Source organism: Miniimonas sp. S16 (genome assembly GCF_057748195.1).
In genome coordinates, this window is sequence record NZ_CM173242.1 from 470,348 (window position 1) to 493,049 (window position 22,702).

At 69.7% G+C, this 22,702-nt stretch carries 15 protein-coding genes and 7 pseudogenes; 7 read left to right on the forward strand and 15 right to left on the reverse strand.

Annotated features, from left to right (window positions below; all coding sequences use genetic code 11):
• Nucleotides 1-239: 239 nt before the first annotated feature.
• From AC3AQ1_RS02145 to AC3AQ1_RS02155, 3 genes and pseudogenes are all read left to right on the forward strand, one after another.
• Nucleotides 240-1,347, forward strand: a pseudogene (locus AC3AQ1_RS02145) (pyridoxal-dependent decarboxylase).
• A gap of 69 nt (nt 1,348-1,416) precedes the next feature.
• Nucleotides 1,417-2,220, forward strand: a complete 804-nt coding sequence (locus AC3AQ1_RS02150; RefSeq protein WP_108717643.1) for an LLM class F420-dependent oxidoreductase — start codon at nt 1,417-1,419, stop codon at nt 2,218-2,220.
• On the forward strand, nt 2,217-3,353 hold the full coding sequence (locus AC3AQ1_RS02155; RefSeq protein ID WP_159096342.1) for a hypothetical protein: 1,137 nt from the start codon (nt 2,217-2,219) through the stop codon (nt 3,351-3,353). The genes AC3AQ1_RS02150 and AC3AQ1_RS02155 overlap by 4 nt, the downstream gene beginning before the upstream one ends.
• Before the next feature lie 398 nt (nt 3,354-3,751).
• Here the strand turns inward: AC3AQ1_RS02155 and AC3AQ1_RS02160 are convergent.
• Nucleotides 3,752-3,958, reverse strand: a pseudogene (locus AC3AQ1_RS02160) (integrase core domain-containing protein); the annotation flags it as partial.
• A gap of 26 nt (nt 3,959-3,984) precedes the next feature.
• Complete coding sequence (locus tag AC3AQ1_RS02165; protein WP_108717645.1) at nt 3,985-4,758, reverse strand: transposase; 774 nt, start codon at nt 4,756-4,758, stop codon at nt 3,985-3,987.
• On the opposite strand from AC3AQ1_RS02165, the pseudogene AC3AQ1_RS02170 reads away from it, so the two are divergent.
• A pseudogene (locus tag AC3AQ1_RS02170) lies at nt 4,757-5,736 on the forward strand (IS3 family transposase); the annotation flags it as partial. The gene AC3AQ1_RS02165 and the pseudogene AC3AQ1_RS02170 sit on opposite strands and share 2 nt — an antisense overlap.
• A 1-nt stretch (nt 5,737) precedes the next feature.
• On the opposite strand, the gene AC3AQ1_RS02175 reads toward AC3AQ1_RS02170, so the two are convergent.
• Entirely contained in the window at nt 5,738-7,087 is a 1,350-nt protein-coding gene (locus AC3AQ1_RS02175) for an IS30 family transposase (protein WP_234417673.1), read from the reverse strand.
• Between the two features lie 88 nt (nt 7,088-7,175).
• Between AC3AQ1_RS02175 and AC3AQ1_RS02180 the strand changes: the two are divergent.
• A pseudogene (locus AC3AQ1_RS02180) lies at nt 7,176-7,493 on the forward strand (integrase core domain-containing protein); the annotation flags it as partial.
• Nucleotides 7,494-7,517: 24 nt separating this feature from the next.
• On the opposite strand, the gene AC3AQ1_RS02185 reads toward AC3AQ1_RS02180, so the two are convergent.
• The 3 genes and pseudogenes from AC3AQ1_RS02185 to AC3AQ1_RS02195 form a co-directional block, all read right to left on the reverse strand.
• The gene (locus AC3AQ1_RS02185; RefSeq protein WP_234417676.1) at nt 7,518-7,952 is read right to left on the reverse strand and encodes an IS110 family transposase; all 435 of its coding nucleotides are present in this window, start codon (nt 7,950-7,952) and stop codon (nt 7,518-7,520) included.
• 243 nt (nt 7,953-8,195) lie between these two features.
• A pseudogene (locus AC3AQ1_RS02190) lies at nt 8,196-9,253 on the reverse strand (IS3 family transposase); the annotation flags it as partial.
• Between the two features lie 63 nt (nt 9,254-9,316).
• A pseudogene (locus tag AC3AQ1_RS02195) lies at nt 9,317-9,484 on the reverse strand (transposase); the annotation flags it as partial.
• 109 nt (nt 9,485-9,593) lie between these two features.
• On the opposite strand from AC3AQ1_RS02195, the gene AC3AQ1_RS02200 reads away from it, so the two are divergent.
• On the forward strand, nt 9,594-9,794 hold the full coding sequence (locus AC3AQ1_RS02200) for a helix-turn-helix domain-containing protein (protein WP_234417678.1): 201 nt from the start codon (nt 9,594-9,596) through the stop codon (nt 9,792-9,794).
• A 609-nt stretch (nt 9,795-10,403) separates the two neighbouring features.
• Nucleotides 10,404-10,739, forward strand: coding sequence for an integrase core domain-containing protein (locus AC3AQ1_RS02205; RefSeq protein ID WP_234417680.1), 336 nt, complete (start codon nt 10,404-10,406; stop codon nt 10,737-10,739).
• Between the two features lie 345 nt (nt 10,740-11,084).
• On the opposite strand, the gene AC3AQ1_RS02210 is transcribed toward AC3AQ1_RS02205, so the two are convergent.
• From AC3AQ1_RS02210 to AC3AQ1_RS02250, 9 genes and pseudogenes are all read right to left on the reverse strand, one after another.
• A complete protein-coding gene (locus AC3AQ1_RS02210) occupies nt 11,085-11,819 on the reverse strand; it encodes a PfkB family carbohydrate kinase (RefSeq protein ID WP_370445316.1) in 735 nt (244 codons plus the stop codon).
• Nucleotides 11,820-11,854: 35 nt separating this feature from the next.
• A pseudogene (locus tag AC3AQ1_RS02215) lies at nt 11,855-12,325 on the reverse strand (hypothetical protein); the annotation flags it as partial.
• 3 nt (nt 12,326-12,328) lie between these two features.
• Nucleotides 12,329-13,735 carry a glycoside hydrolase family 32 protein gene (locus AC3AQ1_RS02220; protein WP_108717646.1) on the reverse strand — a complete coding sequence of 469 codons (1,407 nt, stop codon included), beginning with the start codon at nt 13,733-13,735 and terminating at the stop codon, nt 12,329-12,331.
• Nucleotides 13,736-13,946: 211 nt separating this feature from the next.
• Nucleotides 13,947-15,356 carry a glycoside hydrolase family 32 protein gene (locus tag AC3AQ1_RS02225; RefSeq protein ID WP_159096343.1) on the reverse strand — a complete coding sequence of 470 codons (1,410 nt, stop codon included), beginning with the start codon at nt 15,354-15,356 and terminating at the stop codon, nt 13,947-13,949.
• A gap of 152 nt (nt 15,357-15,508) precedes the next feature.
• Complete coding sequence (locus AC3AQ1_RS02230) at nt 15,509-16,435, reverse strand: glycoside hydrolase family 172 protein (RefSeq protein ID WP_234417682.1); 927 nt, start codon at nt 16,433-16,435, stop codon at nt 15,509-15,511.
• Nucleotides 16,436-16,663: 228 nt separating this feature from the next.
• Nucleotides 16,664-18,061 carry a glycoside hydrolase family protein gene (locus AC3AQ1_RS02235; protein WP_108717649.1) on the reverse strand — a complete coding sequence of 466 codons (1,398 nt, stop codon included), beginning with the start codon at nt 18,059-18,061 and terminating at the stop codon, nt 16,664-16,666.
• Nucleotides 18,062-18,187: 126 nt separating this feature from the next.
• On the reverse strand, nt 18,188-19,393 hold the full coding sequence (locus AC3AQ1_RS02240) for an ABC transporter permease (protein WP_108717650.1): 1,206 nt from the start codon (nt 19,391-19,393) through the stop codon (nt 18,188-18,190).
• Nucleotides 19,394-19,418: 25 nt separating this feature from the next.
• On the reverse strand, nt 19,419-20,399 hold the full coding sequence (locus AC3AQ1_RS02245) for an ABC transporter permease (protein WP_108717651.1): 981 nt from the start codon (nt 20,397-20,399) through the stop codon (nt 19,419-19,421).
• Nucleotides 20,400-20,459: 60 nt separating this feature from the next.
• Complete coding sequence (locus AC3AQ1_RS02250; protein WP_108717652.1) at nt 20,460-22,475, reverse strand: ABC transporter substrate-binding protein; 2,016 nt, start codon at nt 22,473-22,475, stop codon at nt 20,460-20,462.
• Nucleotides 22,476-22,702 lie beyond the last annotated feature (227 nt).

A 22,702-nucleotide genomic window follows, 5' to 3' on the forward strand; every position in this document is an offset into this window, starting at 1 on the left:
TCTAGGTCGCGTTCCCGGGCGCTCGCGCGGGGCGGGGCGGGGGTGTGGACGGGCCGCGGGCGGCTGCGGGCGAACGCGGGGCTCGGGCAACCCCTGCGCGTCGAGAGCCTGCGCGGGTAGGTGCGAGCCGGCTACCGACGACGTCGAGGAGACAGCCCGTGGACACCACCCACCACCACGCCCACCCGCGCGCCCAGTACGAGCAGGAGGAGCTGCGCGACGTCGTCGAGGTCAACCCGATGTTCGCGCGCCCCGGTGAGGCGACGGAGTTCTCGCGCACCTCGCTGCCGCGACGGCCCGCGGCGCCGGAGACGGCGTACCAGATCGTGCACGACGAGGCGATGCTCGACGGCAACTCGCGCCTCAACCTCGCCACCTTCGTCTCGACGTGGATGGAGGACACGGCACGGCGGCTCTACGACGAGGCCGCCGACAAGAACATGATCGACAAGGACGAGTACCCGGCGACGGCGGCGATCGAGACGCGGTGCTGGCAGATGATCGCGGACCTGTGGCACGCGCCGTCGCCCACCACCACGATCGGGACGTCCACGATCGGCTCGTCCGAGGCGTGCATGCATGGGCGTGACGTACACCGGGATGTACGAGCCCGTGAAGGAGATCTCGGCCGCGCTCGACGCGATCCAGGCCGAGACCGGCCTGGACGTCCCGATCCACGTGGACGGCGCGTCCGGCGGCATGATCGCGCCGTTCCTCCAGCCCGACCTCGAGTGGGACTTCCGCGTGCCGCGCGTCGCGTCGATCAACACCTCGGGGCACAAGTACGGCCTCACCTACCCCGGCCTGGGGTGGATCGTCTGGCGCGACGCCGACGCCATGCCCGAGGAGCTCGTCTTCCGCGTGTCCTACCTCGGCGGGGACATGCCCACGCTAGCGCTCAACTTCTCCCGCCCCGGATCGCAGGTGCTGCTGCAGTACTACCTGTTCCTGCGGCTGGGCCACGAGGGCTACACCGCCGTTCAGGGCGCGAGCCGCGACGTCGCGCGCTACCTCGCGTCGCAGATCGGCGCGTTGGCGCAGTTCGAGCTGTGGAACGACGGTTCCGACATCCCGGTGTTCGCCTGGCGGCTCTCGGACGCCGCCTCGGGGAACGGGACCCTCCACCACCTGTCGGACCGGCTGCGCACGCGCGGCTGGCTCGTCCCCGCCTACCCGATGCCGCAGGACATGACCGACCTCGTGGTGCAGCGGATCGTGGTGCGCAACGGGTTCTCCCGTGACCTCGCCGACGCCTTCCTGCACGACCTGCGCGAGCAGGTCGACTACCTCGAGCGGCTCGAGGCGGCGATGCCGCTCGAGGCGCCGGAGGGCGGGTTCCATCACTGAGACGGTGGGCTGCCGCGCGCGCTGCGCGGCACCGCCCTCGCCGCCGCGCGCGCCGCGTAGGTTGGGGCCATGACCACCCCCGAGTTCCCCGTGCGCATCGGCGTCCAGCTCCAGCCCCAGCACGCGACCTACGCCCAGATCCGCGACGCCGTGCTGCGCGCCGAGGACCTCGGCGTCGACGTCGTCTTCAACTGGGACCACTTCTATCCCCTGAGCGGTGACCCCGACGGCCTGCACTTCGAGTGCTGGACCATGCTCGCGGCCTGGGCCGAGCAGACCGAGCGCGTCGAGATCGGCGCCCTCGTCACGTGCAACTCCTATCGCAACCCCGAGCTGCTGGCGGACATGGCCCGCACGGTCGACCACATCTCGGCGCGCGACGGCGGTCCGGGGCGGCTGATCCTCGGCATCGGTGCGGGCTGGTTCGAGAAGGACTACGACGCGTACGGTTACGAGTTCGGCACCGCCGGGGCTCGGATCGCCGACCTCGCCGAGGCGCTCCCCCGGATCAAGACCCGCTGGGCCGCGCTCAACCCCGCGCCGACCCGCGACATCCCGGTCCTCATCGGCGGATCCGGACCGCGCAAGACCCTTCGACTCGTCGCCGAGCACGCCGACGTGTGGCACTCCTTCGGGGACGCGGCCGCCCTGCGCGAGCGCACCGTGCTGCTCGAGGAGCACGCGGCGGCCGTCGGCCGGCCCGCCGGCGCCGTCGAGCGGTCGGTCGGTGTCGGCGCGCCGCCGGCGGAGGTCGCCGACGACCTGCTCGACGCCGGTGCCACCCTGTTCACGATCGGCACGTCGGGCCCGGACTACGACCTCGATCTCGCGGCGCAGTGGGTCGCCTGGCGGGACGAGCGCGCCCGCGGGTGAGCTCGGACTCGGCAGCTCTCGACGAGCTCGCTCTCGCCGCGGGCGACCTCCTGCGCCGGGAGGTGACCCACGCCGTCGGGCTCGGCGGATCGACCCGCTCGCTGGTCGCGCGCCTCACGCTCGCGGACGGGTCGACGGCGGTCGCGAAGCAGTTCCTCGGCGCGGGCGCCGCGTACACGGCCGAGCGCACCGGGCTGGGGCTGCTCGCGAACACCCCGGACGTCCTCGCGGTCGACGACGAGCTCCGCCTCGTCGTCATGACCGACGCCGGGACCGGGCCCACGCTCGCCGACCTCCTCCTCGGCGACGACGCGGTGGCCGCCCGCGAGGGGGCGACGTCGTGGGCCGCCGCGCTCGGCACTCTCGCCGGAGCGTCGCGGGAGCGGGTCGAGGAGGCGCGGGCGGCGCTGCCGCCGCACGTCGACGGCTGGGACGCGGCCGCCTGGCTGCGCGACGGTCTAGGTGCGGTGACCGCGTTGACGGGAGGCTCGCCGTCGGGCCTCGACGACGCGTTCGCCGAGGTCGCGGCCCTGCTCGAGCCCTCCGAGGCCGACGTGGTCTGGCCGAGCGACACGTGTCCCGACAATGCGGTGCGCACGCCGTCGGGCTGGGTGTTCCTGGACCTCGAGGGGACCACGGTGAGCCACGCCGCGCTCGTGGCCGCCTACCCCGCGCTCCCGTTCCCCACGTGCTGGTGCGTCGCGGCGCCGCCCGCGGGTTTCACCCGCGCGATGACCGGCGCGTTCACGACGGCGTACGCCGCCTTCGCGCCCGACGTCACCTCGCGCGCCGCGTGGCCCCGCGAGGTCGCGCTGGCGAGCACCGCCTGGGTGCTCGGCATGTCGGGCTCGCTGCTGCCGCGGGCGTTGGCGGGCGGCGAGGAGTCGGAGGCGGCGGGGTCGGGTGGCGAGGGCTCGGGCGGCGAGGGCGCCGTCCCGCGTCTCCACCCCGCCGCACCGACGCGGCGCCGCTACCTCGCGGCGCGGTGGCGGTGGCTCGCCGAGAGCATGCGGGAGGTCGCGCCGCCGCTCGCGGCCGTCGGTGCGGACGCCAGCCGCTGGGCTGAGGCGAGCTGGCGGGCGCAGGACGTGGCCGAGCTCGACGGGTATCCCGCGTTCCAGGCGCGCGACTGACGGTGGCGGCGACGGGTCGACACGGCTTGCGGCTCGCGGCTCGCGGCTCGGCGACGCGGGATCGCGGGTGCGCCGCCGAGCGCGAACGCCCCACCAGGGGCACGTCAGGCGAGCACCAACACGCCACGGGCGCCCGTCAGGCGAGCACCAACACGCCACGGGCGCCCGTCAGGCGAGCACCAACACGCCACGGGCGCCCATCAGGCGAGTGTCGCGCGTCAGACTTTGTGGCAGTACCCGTTGCTTGCGGGTCCGAAGTTCGAAGGAGTCTGATCGATCATGGCGAGACCGACGGCCGTTCCGGCTGAGGAGAAGACGAGGATCGTTCTGTCGATCCTGGCCGGTGAGGTGAGCGTGGCGGAGGGGCCCTACCCCCGGATGTTGGACACGGGGTGTGATTACGCGGCGGTCGGCAGCGTAGCGGCCCGGCGGGCCTCGTAGGTGGACGGGGACAGGTAGCCGCACCAGGTGTGACGGCGGCGGGTGTTGTAGCGCACGAGCCAGTGGAAGACCTGCCGGCGGCAGGTCGGCTCGTCACTCCAGCATGCGGCGTCCTGGAGGACCTCGCGCTTCATCGTGGCGTTGAACGACTCCGCCAAGGCGTTGATGCTCCTATAGCTCGTCAAGTCGATCAGGCCGCGATTTCGAGCTCTCCATTAACGGGCTTGGCGATGGCGTCCGGGGCCGGCAGCAGGCGGAAGAGCTCGCGAGCGAGGTACCGCTTCAGGCACCGGATGATCTCCCGCTTCGACATGCCCTCGGCGGTGCGACGGGCCACGTAGTCGATCGTCGGCTGATGCCAGCGCATGCGCACGATGACCACGCGATACAGCGCGGCGTTGGCCTGCCGGTTCCCGCCGCGGTACATACGGTGCCGGCTGTTGGTCTTGCCGGATCCAGCCGGGATCGGGCACGCGCCACACATCTTGGCAAACGCTGCCTCGGACTTGATCCGGTTGGTGTTGTCGCCGGCGGTGATCAGCATCTGTGCCGTAGTGTCGTAGCCGACGCCGACGGCCTCGACGAGCTGGGGCGCAGCGGCCGCAGTGAGTGCCTTCAGTGATGCGGCGTGAGCCTTGGCCTCCTCGTGCAGCGCCAGCCAACGCTTCGCCATCGAGGACAGCACGTGTCGCATCGCCACATCCGGGTCGCCCGGGACAACAACGGCAGGTGCGCCACGGCGCACGGGCGGCAGTGGAGTCGGACCCTCCAGCGCCGCGCACGCGAGGATCAGCTTGTGGTCGGTGAGCGTCTCCAGCTCCGCCCGCAACGCCTCGCTCCCGGTCGCGAGGGTCGCCTTGAGCGTGATCATCGCGGTTGTCCGCGCTTGAACGGCACCGTCGTAGGCGTGAAGCGCCCCAGGTTTGATGCCGCTCCTGTTTGAGTCCAGGAGGATGGCCACCATGCCGAAGAAGATCGATCCCGAGCTCAAGGCGCGCGCGGTGCGTCTGGTGCGAGAGCACGCCGGGCAGTACCAGAACGTGACGGCGGCGTCGGTCGCCGTGGCCAAGCAGCTCGGCGTCTCGCGTGAGTCGGTGCGCCGGTGGGTCGCGCAGGGCGAGGTCGACGCCGGGACCCGGCCGGGCACGACGAGCGAGGAGTCGGCCGAGGTCCGCCGGTTGAAGGCGGAGAACAAGCGGCTGCGCGAGGACGTGGCGGTGCTGAAGGCCGCGACGTCTTTCTTCGTCGGGGAGCTCGACCCCCGCAACCGCTGATCATGGGGTTCATCGACACCATGAGAGCCGAGGGTCACGCGGTCGAGACGGTCTGCCGGGTCCTGCGCGAGCAGGGCTGCCCGGTGGCTGCGCGGACCTACCGGGCATGGCGCGGTGCGCATCGGCGGGTCGCGGCGCGCACGATCAGCGACGCCGTGGTCGAAGACGCGGTGCGCTCGGCGGCGTGGCGCACCGACGAGGCGGGTGTGCGTCGGCTGACCGGCGAGGGCCTGTACGGGCGGCGCAAGATGACCGCGCTGCTGCGCCGCACGAGCGTGCCGGACGCCTCGCCGGGCGCGGTGGACCGGGCGATGCGAGCGCTCGGGCTGGCCGGGGTGCGCCGTGACAAGCACGTGCGCACCACGATCCCGGCCAAGGACGGCATCCGGGCCGGCGACCTGCTGAACAGGGACTTCACCGCCGCCGCGCCGAACCGGGTGTGGGTCACCGACTTCACGTATGTGCGCACGTGGGCCGGGTGGGTCTACGTCGCGTTCATCGTGGACGTGTTCTCCCAGAAGATCGTGTCCTGGCACGCGGCCACGTCCAAGCACACCGACCTGGTCATGGTCCCGCTGCGGATCGCGTTGTGGCAGCGTGACCGCGACGGGCACCCGCCGGTGCCGGGCGAGTTGGTCCATCACTCGGATGCCGGGTCTCAGGGCGGATTCAACTGGTCGTCGCAACACGTTGCTGTTCTAGTGATAGTAGGTGGTTGTTCCATGCTTCGGCGGGAGTGTGCCAGCCGAGTCTCTTCCGGGGACGTGTGTTGAGGGCGTGGGCGACGGCGGCGAGATCGTCTGGACCCCACCGCGCCAGGTCGGTGCCCTTGGGGAAGTACTGGCGTAGCAAGCCGTTGGTGTTCTCGTTCGTCCCTCGCTGCCAGGGGCTGCGTGGGTCGGCGAAGTAGACCTTGAGGCCGGTGTCGATGGTGAACTGGGCGTGGGCGGACATCTCCTTGCCGCGGTCCCACGTCAGTGATCGCTTCAGGTCCTCGGGCATCGTTGCCAGCGCCGCCGCCAGCGCCTTGTTCATCGAGATGGCGCCGTATCCCGACAGCGCAGTGCCGTTCTTGACGATTGGCTGCTCGCGCCACCCTTCTTCCCTCGGAAGATGGACGAGGGTCGTGAAGCCTGTCGTGCGTTCGACGACAGTCCCGATCGCGGACCTGTTGATGCCGATGATGAGATCACCCTCGTGGTGACCTGGGATAGCCCGGTCCTCCGCCTCGGCGGGCCGCTCGCTGATCAGGACCTCCGGGGTGACGTGTGCCCAGGCCACTCGCTTGGAGCGGGCACGAGGCATTCGCAGCGCCCGCCCGGTGCGCAGGCAAAGGATGAGCTCGCGTTTAAGCGCGCCCCGGGCCTCGATGAACAAGGCCTGGTAGATCGCCTCGTGGCTGATCCGCATGGATTCATCATCGGGGAAGTCGACCTTGAGCCGGTTGGAGATCTGCTCCGGGCTCCACGCGTTGACCCAGCGACGGTCCTGGCGGTGCGGCTTGTTCAAGCCCTTCCAGTCCCGCTCCATCGGGCCAGCCACGATCGCGCCGCTTGGCATGCGGATCTGGCCAGCGAGCCGATCTTGGACGTACTCCCGCAACCTCTGGTTCGTCACGAGCTTGGCGGTCTTGGGCCGGCGGGCAAACAGCTCTGCCTTCCACTGGGCCACCGAGGCCCGGTAGTCGAGCTTGCCGCCCCGGGTTGCCGAGTTGCGGCGCAACTCCCTCGAGATCGTTGACGGGCTCCTCCCGAGCGCGGCAGCGATCGCGCGGACGCCGTTGCCGAGCGCGTTGAGGATCGCGATCTCCTCTCGTTCCGCGAACGTGAGATACCGGCCCGACGGAGGAGGCCAGGAGTATGGCGTCATCCCGCCAGCGTGGCGGAACCACCGCTGCCCCACGGCTTGCGCCACGCCCACCGCCTCTGCGGCCTCACGGGGCAACTTCCCCGTAGCGACCTCGTCCCAGAACTCACGCTCCTTCGCGCGATGGTGGCCTGGATGCCCTGGGGAGTGCATCGGCCCCCGCTTGGCGACCTCCGTCTCCCACCGTGATGGTCGTCCCACTACACCCTCCTGACCTCGGGTGTTGCGACCACCGGTTGAGCCTGATCAGTACACGAGCCTGCGCCTAACCGAGCACCTCGCCCTCGAGGGCATCCGGCCCTCGATCGGGACCGTCGGCGACGCGTATGACAACGGCCTGATGGAGACGATCAACGGCCTGTACAAGGCCGAGTGCGTGCGCACCACCGTCTTCCACGCCGGCCCCTACAAGACCATCGCCGACGTCGAGTTCGCGACCGCCGCGTGGGTCGAGTGGTACAACAACCGGCGTCTGCACGGCTCGCTCGGCAACGTCCCACCCGCCGAGTACGAGGCCGCGCACTACGCTGCACTCACCGAGCAGTTCCAACCCGCATAGCAGCGGCAGAGAACCTGGGGCGCTTCAGGCGATCTTGACCAGCCTGATCGTTTCGACCGCGCCGTCGGCGGTCTTGGGTGTCGACAGCCCGTGCCCAGCCAGGAGCTGGCGTGCAGCGTGCTCGGCATCGATGGTGTCGTTCTTCCCTGCGAGTCGACGTTCCGCGACCCGTGCTGGGCGGGCGATCTCGTGGACGTCGTGACCGTGGTTGCGCAGGTAGCGCGCCAAGCCGACCCCGTAGGAGCCGGTGCCCTCGACGCCGAACCCGATCAGCCGACCGGCCGACCCGACGAAGGCCAGACAGAAGGCGAGGAGCTCCTCAAACCCGGCGATGGTGGTGGGCACGACGATGTCGCCGAGCCGGCCGCCAAAGCCGTCGATCGCGACCGCTACGTGGTTGTCCTTGTGGGTGTCGACGCCGACGATGACATCGTCACGCCGAAGCTGCATGCTGGGCATCGGGCTGTGGATCCTCTCTCGCACTTTCCGGGCGGGCTGTCCATGGCTCAGCTGGCCGGAGTGGGCGGACAGGACTGCGATGAGGCCCTGGTCGAGTCAGGCTCCTATCAGGTCACTGCCCACCCGGCCAGCAGCCTGGTGAACGCCACCACCCGGGGCCGACACGTCAACGCGAGGGCACCCGCAGGGCCGGTCATAAGCAAGGGTCAGACCCCAGATGGTGGCGCAGTCACGATGCTCGCAGTCGGCCGAGGACCCGACGGCACCCATCGACTGGGTGACACCGAGCTTGCGGCACAGCTTGGCGTAGTCCTTCGAGCAGTAGACCGACCCGTGGTCGCTGTGGAAGATCGCACCCTTGAGGCTGCCCCGGGTCGCGGCGGCAGCCTTGAGCGCGTCTTCGACGAGCTCGGTGCGCATGTGGTCGGCGATCGCCCACCCGGCGAGTCGTCGGCTGTAGCAGTCGATGACGCTCGCCAGGTACAGGTTCGTGCCATCGGCCAGCGGCAGGTAGGTGGTGTCCCCGACGTAGCGCTCATTGGGGCGCTCGGCGGTGAAGTCGCGCCTGAGCAGGTCGGGGTACTTCTGTCCCGACGGCTCGGGGATCGTGGTCCGCACCCGGCGCTTCTTCACGTAGCCGCGGATGCCCTCAAGCCGCATCACTCGAGCGACGCGCTTGTGGTTGACCCGCTCACCGGCAGCCGTGTTGTCGTTGAGCTCGGCGGTGATCCGGGGCGCTCCGCAGGTGTTGTCCTCGGCGTGCACGGCCCTGATCCGCTCCGCCAGCTCGGCGTCCGCAGCTGCTCTGGCTTCTCGGGCCGGGGCTGCCTTGAGCCAGGCGTAGTAGGACGAGCGCTCGATCTCCACGAGCTCGCACAGTCGCTTCACCTCGAAGGTGGCGGAGTTGTCGGCGACGAACTGGAAGCGACTCACCAGCGCGTCTCCCCGGCGAAATACTTGGCCGCCCGCTGGAGGATCTCCCGCTCGGTGGTCAGCTTGGTGGTCTCGTTCTCGAGCTCGTCGACCCTCGCTTCGAGTCGGGCGATCTTCTGCTCCGGGGTCTCACCGGCCGGCGCCGACGAGCTCGCGGACGAGGGCTTCTTGGACTGCAGTGGGCTAGAGGTCAGTGTCCCGTCAGCGGCGGTCTTCTTGCCGGTCCCGTAGACCTCGAGCCAGTGCCGCAGCGTGCCGCGCACGATGCCGAGGTCCTCGGCGATGCCGCGGACCGTGGCGCCCGGGGTGGACTCGTACAGGTCGACGGCCTGACGACGGAACTCCTCCGAGTAGTTCTTCCTGGCCATGATTCTCGGATCATCTCGCTTCCCCAGCACCAGGTGCCGGATTCAGCGTGTCCAAGATCCGGGGTCAGGCCCCGTCTTCTTGCCGGTCCCGTAGACCTCGAGCCAGTGCCGCAGCGTGCCGCGCACGATGCCGAGGTCCTCGGCGATGCCGCGGACCGTGGCGCCCGGGGTGGACTCGTACAAGTCGACGGCCTGACGACGGAACTCCTCCGAGTAGTTCTTCCTGGCCATGATTCTCGGATCATCTCGCTTCCCCAGCACCAGGTGCCGGATTCAGCGTGTCCAAGATCCGGGGTCAGGCCCCGAGGCTGCTCGCCGGGCCAAGGTGTCGGAGCAGTCCGTGGGGAACTGGAAGCGGCAGTTCCTCGAGGCCGGCAAGACGGGTCTGGCAGTGGGCAAGTCCGGTCCCTCGACCCGGGAGAAGCAGCTCGAGGCCGAGGTAGCCGATCTGACCCAAGCGCTGGGTGAGGCGCACCTGCAGGTCCGGGTCTGGAAGAAGTCCGCCGAGGGCCGCTTGGGCCCTTCGAGGACCTCGAGGTGATCCGCATCGAGGCGGGCATGCCGACCACGAGGTTCTGCGAGCTGATCGGCATGCCCGAACGGACATGGCGCCGCTGGCAGGCCCGTGCCCGGGCCGGCGCGCCAGTCAAGGGCCCGTGGCCGCGGCCGGTGCGTCAGGGCGTCCACGACGCCGCCCGGCGGCACGCCCTGGCCCATCCGGCATGGGGGCATCGCAAGGTCTGGGCGATGGTCCGCCACGAGGGCCACCAGGTCTCCGCGGCGACCGTGCTGCGACTGCTACGCGAGGACGGGCTGATCCTGCCCGCGGCCTATCAGCGGGAACGGCGCCAGCTCGCCCAGCGCAGGAAGGCCGCGTTCGCGAACGAGCCGACCGGCCCCAACCAGGTCTGGCAGCTGGACTTCTCCGAGTTCGAGACCACGACCGGCGGCACCTGGCGGATCGCGGGGTGCCGGGACTACTGGAGCAAGTACGAGCACCCGTGGCACACTTCTGCGACGGCGAACCTCCCGCGACGCGATCGCAGCGATCGAGCTCGCGCTGGCCGACTACGAACGGCTGTTCGCGCGAGCGCTGATCGAGACCTGCTCCCGGGACGCAGACGGGAACGTGATCCCTGCGGTCACGATCGTGACCGACAACGGCGGCCCGTTCCGCTCCTTCAGGTTCGAGCGCTTCATGACTGCCCACCCCGAGCTGCACCACGTCCGCACCCGCGCGCGCACCCCTGGCCAGAACGGCTCCCGCGAACGCGGCTTCGGGTCGCTGAAGTACGAGCGTCTCTTCCTCGAGGAGATCGACGACGTCCTGCAGCTCGTCCACCACGCCGAAGCCTACCGAGCCGAGTACAACACCGTCCGCCCGCACGAGGCCATCGCCTGGAACCGCCCCCTGGACGTCCATCTCGGCCTGACCGACCCCACCATCCCCAACTTCCCCACCCCCGAAAACCTGCCAACTACTTGACGCGAGACATCGGCACAGCAACATCCTTCCAGGCCACCCCACAGGGCAAGCCAGATCAGATGTCACCCGATCGTGCAGCAGTCCCCTACGACGAGGACCACCAGTGGAAACGCCGGGCAGACCGGCGAACCCCACGCGCCCCGAGCCCACCCTCGGCAACCCGGCACCACGACCGACAGCACCGCCCGGCTATCGGTGGATCGAGGCTTAGCGGCGTAGTACCCCGCGGGGTGTGGGCATCTAGTTGCGCGCCCGTGAGACCTCCCCACCGGCGAAGGCGCGAAGCGCATCGCCTCGAGCGATGATGACCGGCGCTTGGTGTTCCCGCAGGTGGAGGGCGCGCGATTACAGATGAGCGAGTTCCTCGCGGTGCGGCGGGTTCGCGCCCGCGCGCGACACGGTGATGGCGGCAACCGCGACGCAGCGCTCGAGCAGCGTCCGGAGCGTGGAGCAGTCGATCGCGCGCAGCGCCGCTCGGTTCTCCGCGCCGAGGAGCCCGGCGTCCCATAGCCCGTCGAGGAGTGCCCCCATGAACGAGTCGCCCGCGCCCACGGTATCGATGACACGCACATGCGGGGCCGCGACGTGCTGCGCACCAGCTGCTGTGACCGCGACGGCACCCTTGCCGCCAAACGTCACGACGACGAGCGCTGGTCCGAGCGCGAGCCAGTCGCGCGCGGCGGCGACTGAGTCCGCGCCCGGGACAAGCCACGCGAGGTCCTCGTCGCTCACCTTCACCACGTCGGCGAGCGCGACGAACGCCTCTATCCGGGCTCGCGCACCGGCCGGCTCTCCCATGAGGGCAGGGCGTGCGTTCGGGTCGTAGGTGACCGTGGCCGTAGCGCGCGCCTGCGACACCAGCGCGCGCACGTCGGACGCGCCCGGCTCAAGCACGGCGGCGATCGAGCCGGTATGCACGGCGAGCGTGCCGCCACCAGGAACGGTGCCCATGGGAACGCGCCACTCCACGTCGAACTCGTAGCTGGCCGCGCCATGCTCGTCGAGGCGTGCGGTGGCGACGCTCGTGGCGGCGGCCTGCGTGCTGCCGGGGCGAGCGTCACCGCCGAGCCTTCGAGCCACGCGCGGATCGCGCTCCCGCGCGCATCGTCGCCAAGCCACGTGGCGAGGCGCGCGTCTCGTCCCAGGCGCCCGAGCGTGAGGGCGACGTTGGCGAGGCTGCCCCCAGGGTGCTCGTCAACCTTGCCGTCGGCGCGGTGCACGACATCGATCAGAGCCTCGCCGACCACGAGCACGTGCCGGTCGCCGCTTGGGGCACGGGAGGTCCGTTCTTCGGCAGGGGCCGGAATGTGAGCCATGTGGCCATCCAAACCCATGGGGCGTCGCCCGACCGCATTGACCCCTACGGCCCGGACGAGGCGCCGCCAGGTCGGCAAAGTCGAGGATCGAGGTCCTCGACTCCAGCGACCGTCGGACGGACCGGCGCAGCCCCCGGAGCAGGTCAGGTCCTTCATCCGACGCGGGGGGCTAAGCACCGATCGCCTGGGTCCTCGAGACCGTTGGGATTGTTCACTCGCGCGGTCGATGACGGACTCGCCGACAACCAGGAAGTCGACGTCGCTACCCATCGGTCAGGCGGCCCTGTCGATCGTGTGCACCTCGGTCAGCGCGGCGTCGGGGTAGACCTGCTGCGTGAGGGTCGCCAGGCCGCCGTCGAGGTAAACCTCGACGATGCTGGCGTCGACGACGATCCGCAGCCGGGTCTCGTCGCCGTCTCCGAGCAGGGGCGCCGTGTCCACCGACGGGAATGCCGGGTGGAAGTCGACGATGCCGCTCGGGGTGCGGTCGCAGCGGAGGGTACGGCTGTTTCCGTCGACGGTCAGAACGAGGCGGCTCGTGCCCGTCCCTTCCGCCGGCGCGAGGACCACCTCGGTGCGGGCTCCCGGTGCCGCGGGGACCGCAAGATCGAAAACGTCGACGCCCGCGCCGTCGGTCGGCAGCACCGGCTGCTGCGCTACCCGGAGCCGGCCGTCGGCACACCGCACCAGCTCGAGCTCGCGCACGAGCGACATCGCCGAGCGCCACGGGTGCGTGGGCGTCGAATTCGCGTACTCCCAGTTGCTGGCCCACCCGATCATGAGGCGCCGACCGTCGGGTGCGTCGTTGAACGAGACGGCCGCGTAGTAGTCGCGGCCGTAGTCCAGCCAGTCGTAGTCCGCCGGGTCGGTCGAGGTCGAGATCCGGTCCGGTGTGAAGGTGTGGCCGTCAAAGTCGCCGACGAAGTACTGGGAGCCGGATCCACCGGCGATGCCGCCCGGGTTGAGGCTGACGACGAGCACCCACTTGGTCTGATCGGTTCCGCGCACGGTGAGAGGGAACAGGTCGGGACACTCCCACACACCCGCTGTCGCGTGCGCGGGGCCGAACCGCGACTCGAAGGTCCAGTCGACGAGGTTCGGCGACGAGTAGATGACCACCGTCCGCCTGACCGCCTCGACGGCGACCATGATCCAACGGCCGTCGTCGCCGCCGTGCCAGAAAACCTTGGGGTCGCGGAACTGCGAGGAGCCGATGTCCAGGACGGGGTTGCCCGCGTAGCGGGTCCACGTCTGGCCGCCGTCGAGACTGTAGGCGAGGGACTGCGCCTGGACGTCCGGCCGCTCGGAAGCGGCGGTGTAGGCGCTCGTGTAGACGGCGACGAGCGCGGTCTCCTCCGGCCCGGCGAAGCCGGCGGTGTTGCGGACGTCGGCGACGGCACTGCCCGAGAAGACGAGCTCCTCGGCGGTGTGCTCGATGGCGACCGGCTGCTCCTGCCACGTCACCAGGTCCGTCGACGTGGCGTGGCCCCAGGACATGTTCCCCCAGGTGTTCCCGTGCGGGTTGTTCTGGAAGAACAGGTGGTAGACGCCGTCGTGGTGCAGCAGCCCGTTCGGGTCGTTGAGCCAGGTGTCCCGTGCGGTGAAGTGGGCGTTCGGGCGGAAGTGCGGAGTGGGGACGGAGTGGGTGGCGGCGGTCGGGCCGTGCGAGATCGTGGTCACGAGAGTCCTGACGGTTCGGTGCGACGGCGGCTGGAGAGCCGAGACGAGAGAGGCCGGAGTCGGTCGAGCGAAGGATGGGGCGTCGGGGTGAGCGGGCGGCGGTGATCGGGCACATCCTCGGAATTCGCGGCGCGAAGGGCTGTTCCGGGCTTTGGCCGGGTCGCCGGGCTGGGCCCTGGGTCCATACCCGCGCGGTCTCGGCTCGGGACGATCATTCGCCGGCCGCCGTGGCCCGCACGCGGGTGAGGACCACGTCGGTCACAGCGCCGAGCGCACCGAACGTCTGCACGGCCGTGTCCTCGGCAGGACTGAACGCCTGCATGCTGAGCGCCACACGGCCGCCGTCGGCAAACACCTCCACGGTCGCCCGGTCCACGAGAACTTCGAGGTCGGCCACCCCACCGTGCCACGGTGCCCGAGCCACGGCGAGCGTGCCATCACCCGGGCAGCCCGACCGGCTCCGGTCGACAACGATGTGCTCGGGCGTCACCGCGATCTCGACGTACCGGCTCCCGTCCTGCGAGCACTTCACGCGCACGCCGGCGGACTCGGTGCCGGGATCGACGCGGGTGGTCAGCGACAGTGCCGCCGGCGCTTCGACCACCGTGTCGGGCGTGGCCGCGACCTTGCGCCGCGTCGTGGTGTCCAGCTCGCGCAGAGGACGAGAGACGAGCTCGTAACCGTCGCCCGAGCGCACGAGCGTGAGCTCGCGGACCACCGAGTCGATCCCGTAGTACCCGCCCTCGGTCCAGGTAGGCGGCAGCGTCGCGGCGTAGGCCCAGTTGTTCATCCACCCGATGGCCCAGCGTCGGTCCGGTCTCGGGGCGCCGTCGCCGTCGTGAACCGCCCAGGTGACAGCCGCGTACCAGTCGTAGCCGAAGTCGAGCCAGCGCGGGTCCGGGTGGTCGGGTCGGAACGACGCGCCGTCGAAGGTGCCCACCCAGTAGGCATAGGTGCCGGGCAGCTCCGCGCTGGACAGCTGCGGGCTCGCCGCGAGCACCCAGTGGGGTGTGCCGTCGTCGGCGGTGATCTCGAACAGGTCGGGGCACTCGAGCATCCCGATCCGGTCCTCGTGGAACCGGCTGGTCTCGGCCCAGTTGCGCAGGTCCTCCGAGGCGTAGAACCCCAGGTCTCGGTCCTCGGCCAGCACCATCACCCAGCGATTCCCGACGCGCTCCACCTTGGGGTCCCGGAAGTGTTCCCACCCGCGGTTGGCCAGCACAGGGGTGCTGGACAGCGGCCGGAACGAGGCGCCGCCGTCCGTGGAGTACCAGAGGAATTGGGCCTGGGCGTTGCTGCCGGAGGCCCGGTCGAGCTGCGTGGCGAGCGCGATGATCGTGCCCTCGCCGAGCCCGGCGCTGCCGGTCTCGTCCACCACGAGGCAGCCGGACCAGATGTCACGGTTGGGTTGGGAGTGCTTGTCGAGTGCCACGCCGTGGTCGGTGAAGCGCACGCCGTCGCGCGTCGTGGCCCGCCGCCACGAGGTTCCGGTCGGCTCCGGGTGGTCCGGGTTGTACAGGTAGAAGTAGTGGTACTCACCGGCGTGGTGGATGGCGCGCTGCGGGTCGTTCATCCAGCGGTCGGGGACGGTGAGGTGGAAGGCGTGGCGCCAGGAGGTCATCGGGAATCCTTCGTCTGGGTGTCGTCTGGTGTCGTGTGATGTCATCGGATGCCGTCGAGTGGCGTGGGGGCGTGGCGGCTCCGTCGTCGAGGTCCGTCACGCCACCGTCCGTCAGGGCGGATCGCTCGCGCCTCGGGGGCCTCGGGAAAGCGTCATCGGGGCCGCCTGGCGTCCCGTCCGGGAAGCGCGGGGAAGGGCGCGTGCGGCGGCAGCTGGTACCAGTAGGCCACCGTGGCGACGTCGTCGCTGCGCTCGAACAGGATCGGGCCGGTCTGCCCGATCTGCTGCAGCGTCACGCGCAGGTCGCTCTCGAAGTACACCGGGTCGGGCAGGTGCCACCGGTACATGCTGTGCACGGGCGGCATCGGCGTGGCATACACGGACTGCCGCGATGTGTCGTTGACGAGCCGCTGCGGGTACCCGATGAACGGTGCACTGAACGTCAGGACCTCGGGCTCGACGTCGCTCGAGAGCCGGTCCTGGAAGGCCCAGGCCCCGCCGACGTAGTCCTCCAGCCCCGTGCCACAGATCGTGGGGTGCGTCGTGTCGCCGTCGATGAAGAACTTCACCTCGCCCTCGCCGTACCAGTACCGCTCGAGACAGGTCACGGACACGAAGGTCCCGATGTAGGCACCGCGTCCGCAGACGCCGTCGAGGATCGTGTGGTCGATCCCGAGCCGGGTGGGGTTCTCCCGCCGCCACTGGGCGTGGAACCGCGCGCCCTCGTCCTGGCCGCTGGGATCGAGGGTGTAGTCGATCTGGAAGAAGAAGCCCTCGACGTCGACCGGGTGCTCGTTCGTCACCGTGATCCGGGCGCGACTGCCGAACGGCATCGTGAAGTAGCTGTTGAGCCCGCTGGTGGGCGCCACGACGATCGGCGTCGAGGTCACCAGGGCCCGGGTGCCGGCGCCGCAGCAGAAGAAGTCACCGAGCGGGACCTCGACCGACGGTGTGTCCTCGTCGTCCCAGTACGCGCGCAGCACCAGGTCCCGCAGCACGAAGCCGACGGCGTCGGTGTGGTCGGGCAGGGTGAACCAGATGTGCGTGATCGCACCGGCCCCCTCGATATCCGCCAGCACCGTCTCCTCGCCCTGGGGCAGGGTGAGGCACGGACGCCCTTTTCGCCCGGGCCCGAGGGCGGAGGCCGTCCGGCCCCCACCCCCCTTCGCTCCGTCGGGGTTCTCCGCGGTGATCGATCGGGACAGCAGTCCTCGGCCGAGGGCCGGGACGGTGGAGAGGAGGGACAACGAGGAACTCCGGTCTCGGGTGGGTGGTCGGGACGAGGACGAGAGATGTCGTGGGTGGGATCACCCCACCTGGGGTCGCAGCACGACCCCCTGGAGCTCGACGGCGGCGCCGTCGCCGAACACCCCGTACCAGCCGCGCGGGCGGTGGTACATGCGGGCGCTCAGCGCCACGTCGCCCGCGTAGGCGACGACGGCGGTGCCGTCGGCGACGATCCGGAACGGGATCGGGCGACCCGGCTGGATCGCGAGCGGCCGGTCCAGCTCGGGGAAGTGGTCGACGTACCAGCTGTGGTAGCCCCCGACCTTGCCGAACTGGAGGGCCTGACGCTCGGCGTCGAACCGCAGGAAGTACCCGCCGTTACCCTCCTCGTCCGTGTCGAGGAGGACCCCGGCGTGGCCGGTGCTCGAGCCCACCGTCACCTCGCCCTCGATGAGCGCGGCCGCGGGCAGTCGGCCCAGCACCGCGGTGCGGCGCTCGTAGGTCGCATCGAGCACGACATCAACGGCGGCGGCGGCGGGCTCGCCGAACCGGTCGAGCAGTGCCTGAGGCGGCCGGGTTCCGAGCGTGCCGTCCTCGCGCTGGACGATCTCGTGCACCGTGAGGCATCCGCCCCACTGCCACTCGCCGTCGTCCTGGTCCTCGAGCTTCGTCGGATTCCACCCGAAGAGCAGGCGCGGACCGCTGCCGTCCTCGGGGCCGGCCGACTTCGCCGCGTAGAACGCGCGGTTGTCGAACTGGTTGTCCCGGGGGGTGAGCCACGGCCCGTCGGGGTCGCGGCTCATGACGTAGCGGGTCGCGGTGTGCGTCGTGTACTCGGAGAACACGAGGTAGTACCAGTCGCCGATCCGGAACAGGTCAGGGCACTCGTGACCGTGGTAGCGCCCGGGTGCGTAGTCGTACGCGGGCTCCCAGGTGCGCAGGTCGGTGCTCGTGAGGACCGCGGTGCAGCCACGGCCCGTCGGCTCCCCGGACCGGACGCGGGCGGCCACCAGCATGGTCGCGACGCCGGTGACCGGGTGCCGGTAGACGAACGGGTCCCGCCAGTCGTGGCGCTCGTACCGGCTCTCGTCCGGGAACAGCGCGAAGTCGGGATCCTTCGTCCAGTGGTCGAGGTCGGGGCTCGTCGCGTGGAGGATCACCTGCTCGTGCTGGCGGTCGTTGCGGAAGAGCGGGTTGATCCCGGTGAAGTAGATGTGGTGCAGGCCGTCGTCGTCGGTGAACACCGAGCCCGTGCCGACCCCGGGGTCCTGGTCGGCATCGCCCCCCTTGGGGATCGCCTCCCCGTGGTCGACGAACGTCGCCCCGTCCAGCGTCGAGACGTGGTGCCAGGGGCTGCCCCAGCCGTAGTTGTCCGCGTCCCGGTAGTTGCGCAGGTAGAACAGGTGGTACCGGCCGTCGTCGAAGCGGGGGATGCAGTCCCCCACGACGCCGGAGGGTGGCTTGTAGAACACGTTCATCGGGTCACCCTCCGGGCGCAGTGGACGTACGGCATCGAACGATCAGCTGGGGTGGTGCGGATCGTCAGCGGGCGTGCGGGTCGGTGCGAATGCGGTCAGCGGGAGTGCGGGTCGGCAGGAGTGCGGTCAGCGGGAGTACGGGTCGGCGGCATCGCGCAGACCGTCACCCACGAAGTTGAACAGCACGACCGCGTAGACCAGGACGACGGCGGGCAGCAGCAGCCACGGGTAGTTCGCCACCACCGTGACGTCCTGAGCGGCCTGGAGCAGGGTGCCCCAGCTCACGTCGGGCGGGGTGATGCCGAGGCCGAGGAAGCTCAGCGTCGTCTCGCCGAGGATCATGCCCGGGACGGCGAGCGTGATGTGCACGATGAGGAAGCTCGTGACACCGGGCAGCAGGTGCTTGCCGATGATCTTCGAGTGGCTGGAGGAGGAGATCCGCGCCGCAGTGACGTAGTCCTCCTCGCGCAGCGACATGAGCTTGCCTCGCACCACGCGCGCCAGGCCCGTCCAGCCGACCAGCGACAGGATGACCGTGATCGCGAGATAGGTCTGGATGCCCGACCAACCCTGGGGAATGGCCGCCGACAGCGCCATCCACAGCGGGATCAGAGGGATCGAGATGAGGAAGTCGATCGTGCGCTGGATGACGGAGTCGATGCGACCGCCGAAGTAGCCGGAGATCCCGCCCAATATCACGCCGAGCACGAAGCTGATCAACACGCCCGCGAGACCGACGAACAGCGAGACCTTCGAGGCGATGACGATCCGGGAGAACAGGTCGCGACCGAGGTTGTCGCTCCCCCACAGGAGCAGGGGCTGCGCGTCCTCCCCCGTGCCGAACAGCCGGTGGTCCATCGGGATGAACCCCAGGAGGCGGTACTCCTCGGACGGGACCCACAGCCGCACGGGGAACCGCTCGGCGTCGTCGGGGATCGTCGTCTTGTAGCTGAACGTCGCCGGGTCGAGCGCCGTCTCCGTCTCGTAGATGAAGGGCATGTGCCAGCTGCCCTCGCGGTCGATCACCCGCACGAGCGTCGGTGGGTTGTACTGGTGCTCCGAGAACTGCTGCTGCACCGAGTGCGGGGCCACGAAGTCCGACAGCAGCGCCGTCGCGTAGAGCAGGATGAGGAGCCACAGGGCGATCGGCGCGATCTTGTGCTTCTTGAAGCGGTGCCAGACCAGCTTGCTCTGAGCGGCGTCGCGCAGCCGCTCCTGGACCTTCTGCTGCCGACGGCCCCGCCGCGACTTCAGCTCCTCGAGCCGCTCCAGCCCGCGTTCGCGGACGTAGTGCTCCTGCTCGACGGGTCGTTCCTCGAGTTTGGTACTCATCTCGAACTCTCCTCGGACGCGGCCACTAGTAGCGGATACGGGGGTCGATGGCTGCCAGCAGCACGTCCGACAGGAGCGTGCCCACGATGGTGAGCCCACTCAGGATCAGGACGATCGCGCCGGTGAGGTACATGTCCTGGGCGAGGATCGACTCCAGCAGGACCGGCCCCGTCGTGGGGAGGTTGAGCACCTTGGAGACGACGACCTCGCCACCGACCATCGCCGGGAGCATCCACCCGATCGTCGAGACGAGCGGGTTGATGGCGATGCGCACCGGGTACTTGAGGATCACGCGGTGCTCGGGCAGGCCCTTGGACCGCGCGGTCGTCACGTAGAGCTTCTTGAGCTCGTCCAGCAGGGACGACCGCAGCACGCGGATCGTTCCGGCGGCTCCCGTGACGGCCAGCACCGCAACCGGGAGCCACGTGTTCTTCATCAGGTCGAGCATCTTGGCCATCGACCACGGTGCGTTCCGGAACTCCGGCGAGTACAGCCCGGTGATGAGGAAGCCCGTGTTGTCGAAGATCAGGTACATCGACACGAGTGCCAGCAGGAACGGCGGGACCGCCACACCCACGAAGCTGAGGAAGGTGGCGATGTGGTCGCCGATCGAGTACTTGCGCAGAGCCGAGTAGATGCCGACCGGGACCGCGATGATCCAGGTGACGAGCATCGACACGAGGGCGAGGAGGATCGTGCGGGGGATGCGCTCCGCGAGGACCGCCGACACCGGCTTGTCGTAGAGGAACGAGTTCCCGAAGTCCCCTTGGAGCAGGTGGGACATCCAGATCCAGTACTGGGCGATCAGGGGCTGATCGAGGCCGTAGCGCGCTCGGAGCGCATCGATCTGTGCCTGGTTGACCGACCCGCCCTGCATCTCGAGATTACGGATGTAGGTGTCCACGAAGTCACCCGGCGGCAGCTGGATGATGAGGAACGCTACGAGCGAGATGACGAACAGGAACGGAATGAGCAGGAGCACTCGTCGGATCACGAACTGTGTCATGACTCGAACCTCCCGGTACTGGATCTGGATGTCACCGCATACATCGGTCCGATGCCTCCGCTACTCGGAGAACCAGAGGCCCGCAGAACCGATGTAGACGTCGAGCTCGACCGGAGAGCCCTCGTTCGGGAGGTTCTGCAGCCGGGCATCGGCGACCGTCGGGTGCACCCGGAGGCCCGTGATCGGGATGAAGGCGTAGTGCTCGCGCATCCAGGTCTCGAGCGCCTCCCAGCGCTGGACGCCCTCGGCCGACTCCGGCGGAACCGCCTTGCGCGCCACGTGCAGGTCGAAGAACTCCTGCATCTCCGGCGTGAGCTCGCGACCCTTCTCACCGTTGGAGGAGAAGTACGCCCACTGGTCGGTCGCCCACGGACCCTTGTGGTTCGGCAGGTAGTCCTCGGAGATGCCCGACGCCCAACCCTGACCGTCGTTCCAGTGGATCGAGGCCATGATCTGGTTGGAGTCCTTGCGCTGGCCCCACAGCGTGGGGTCGACCGTGTCGAGCTGGACGTTGATCCCCACCTCGGCGAGCTGGGACCGCAGGAGCTCGGCCACCGGGTTCTGGTCGGCCGACTCGGCCGCGTAGGTGATCGGGAGCACGAACGGCGAGCCGTCGGGGTAGGTGCGCATCCCGTCCGCACCGGCCGCCATGCCGATCTCGTCCAGCAGCGCGTTCGCCTCGTCCGGGTTGTAGGTCCGCCAGGCCGGGTCGACGTCGCCGAACAGACCGAAGTACACGGCAGTGTTGATGGCGTCGCCGTCGATCGCCGAGGCGATGGCGTGGTGGAAGCGGCTCTCGGGGTCGTTCATGAGCACCTGCCACTGGCTGCCCTCGACCGTCCACTCGAAGTCGCGGTTGAGGAAGAGCTGCAACGGGTTGTTGAACGAACCGGTGGTGAACACGCGAAGACCCGACCGCTCGGCGTTCTGGGTGTAGATCGACATGTTGTTGAGCGAGGTCTCCCCACCCGTGGCGAGCGACACCTGGCCGGCCAGGATGGCGTTGGTCCGGGCGTCGCCGTCGATCACGCGGTTGACCACGACCTTGTCGACGTACGGCAGCTGGTGACCCGAGCCGTCCACGTGCCAGAAGTAGGGGTTGCGCTCGAAGACCGAGAGGTTCTCACCCGACTCGACGATCACCCAGGGGTTGAGGACCGGCAGACCGACGGCGCGCGGCTCGCCCGAGTCCCAGTGGGAGACGTCCTTGTACTCGAGCAGCGTCTGCCAGTCGTTGCGCGCGTTCTCCTCGACCAGGGCGGCGAGCTCGTCCGCGTCGGCGTAGTCGGCGTGGAACTGCTTGAGGTAGTGCGCCGGCTTGATGAGCTCGCTGTAGGCCGGGATCCACGAGTTGAGGTCGGCCACGAACTGGCCGTACGACTCGGAGAAGGTCATCGTGAACGTGTAGTCGTCCTGGACGTCGATCTGCCCGAGCCCCTTGGCCGGGCTGCCCTGGGTGTACAGCCAGCTCGGCGCGGGCCGGTTGGCCTCGGGGTTGCCGTAGATGTCCTCCATCGTGAACCGGACGTCCTCGGTGGTGAGGGGTTCGCCGTCGGACCACTTGATGCCCTCGCGGAGCGTCATCGTGAAGACCGTGTAGTCGTCGTTGTGCTCGAAGGCGCTCAGGACGTTCGGCGCGCTGACCTCGGTCGTCTGGCCGGGCGAGCGCAGCACCGTGGTGCCGGTGATGTTGACGAAGCCGCTGGCGCCGAGCGCGGAGACCGAGATCTCACCGCCGTAGCGGCCGTCCACCCAGTCGAGGTACTCCTCCTGGAGGTAGATCCCGGGGCCGACGACGAACGGCTCGGCAGGGATCCGCTCGTCGATGGGGGGCAGGTCGCCGGCGGAGACCCGATCGGCGAGCAGCGGCGGCTCGAGGAAGCCGCGCTCCGACGGGGTGATGCCCTCCTCGACGGCGGCGCTCCCACCGCCGTCGCCCGTGGCACCGCCCCCACCGCCGCCGGGGTCGTCCCCGCCCCCGCTGGTGAGTGCCCAGATGCCGCCGCCCACCACGAGGGCACCGACAACGCCGCCAGCGATCAGCCGACCGCGGCGCTTCTTACTCTTCCGGCTCATCCCGGAGCTCCTTTGCGTCTCGGATGGTCGTCCGTCCGTCGCCCACACGGGCTCAGGCGAGCCCGCGTCCGTGCAGGCTCGTTAGACGTTTAACCGAGACTGTTCTAGCAGCCGGGCGCGAGGCGCGTCAAGGAACCGCAAGGTAACAAGCCGATAACGGAGGCGCTGCGGCGGGTGGGCTTGACGGCTGCGGCGCGGCCTGTTATTCCTTTAACCCAGACGGAGGG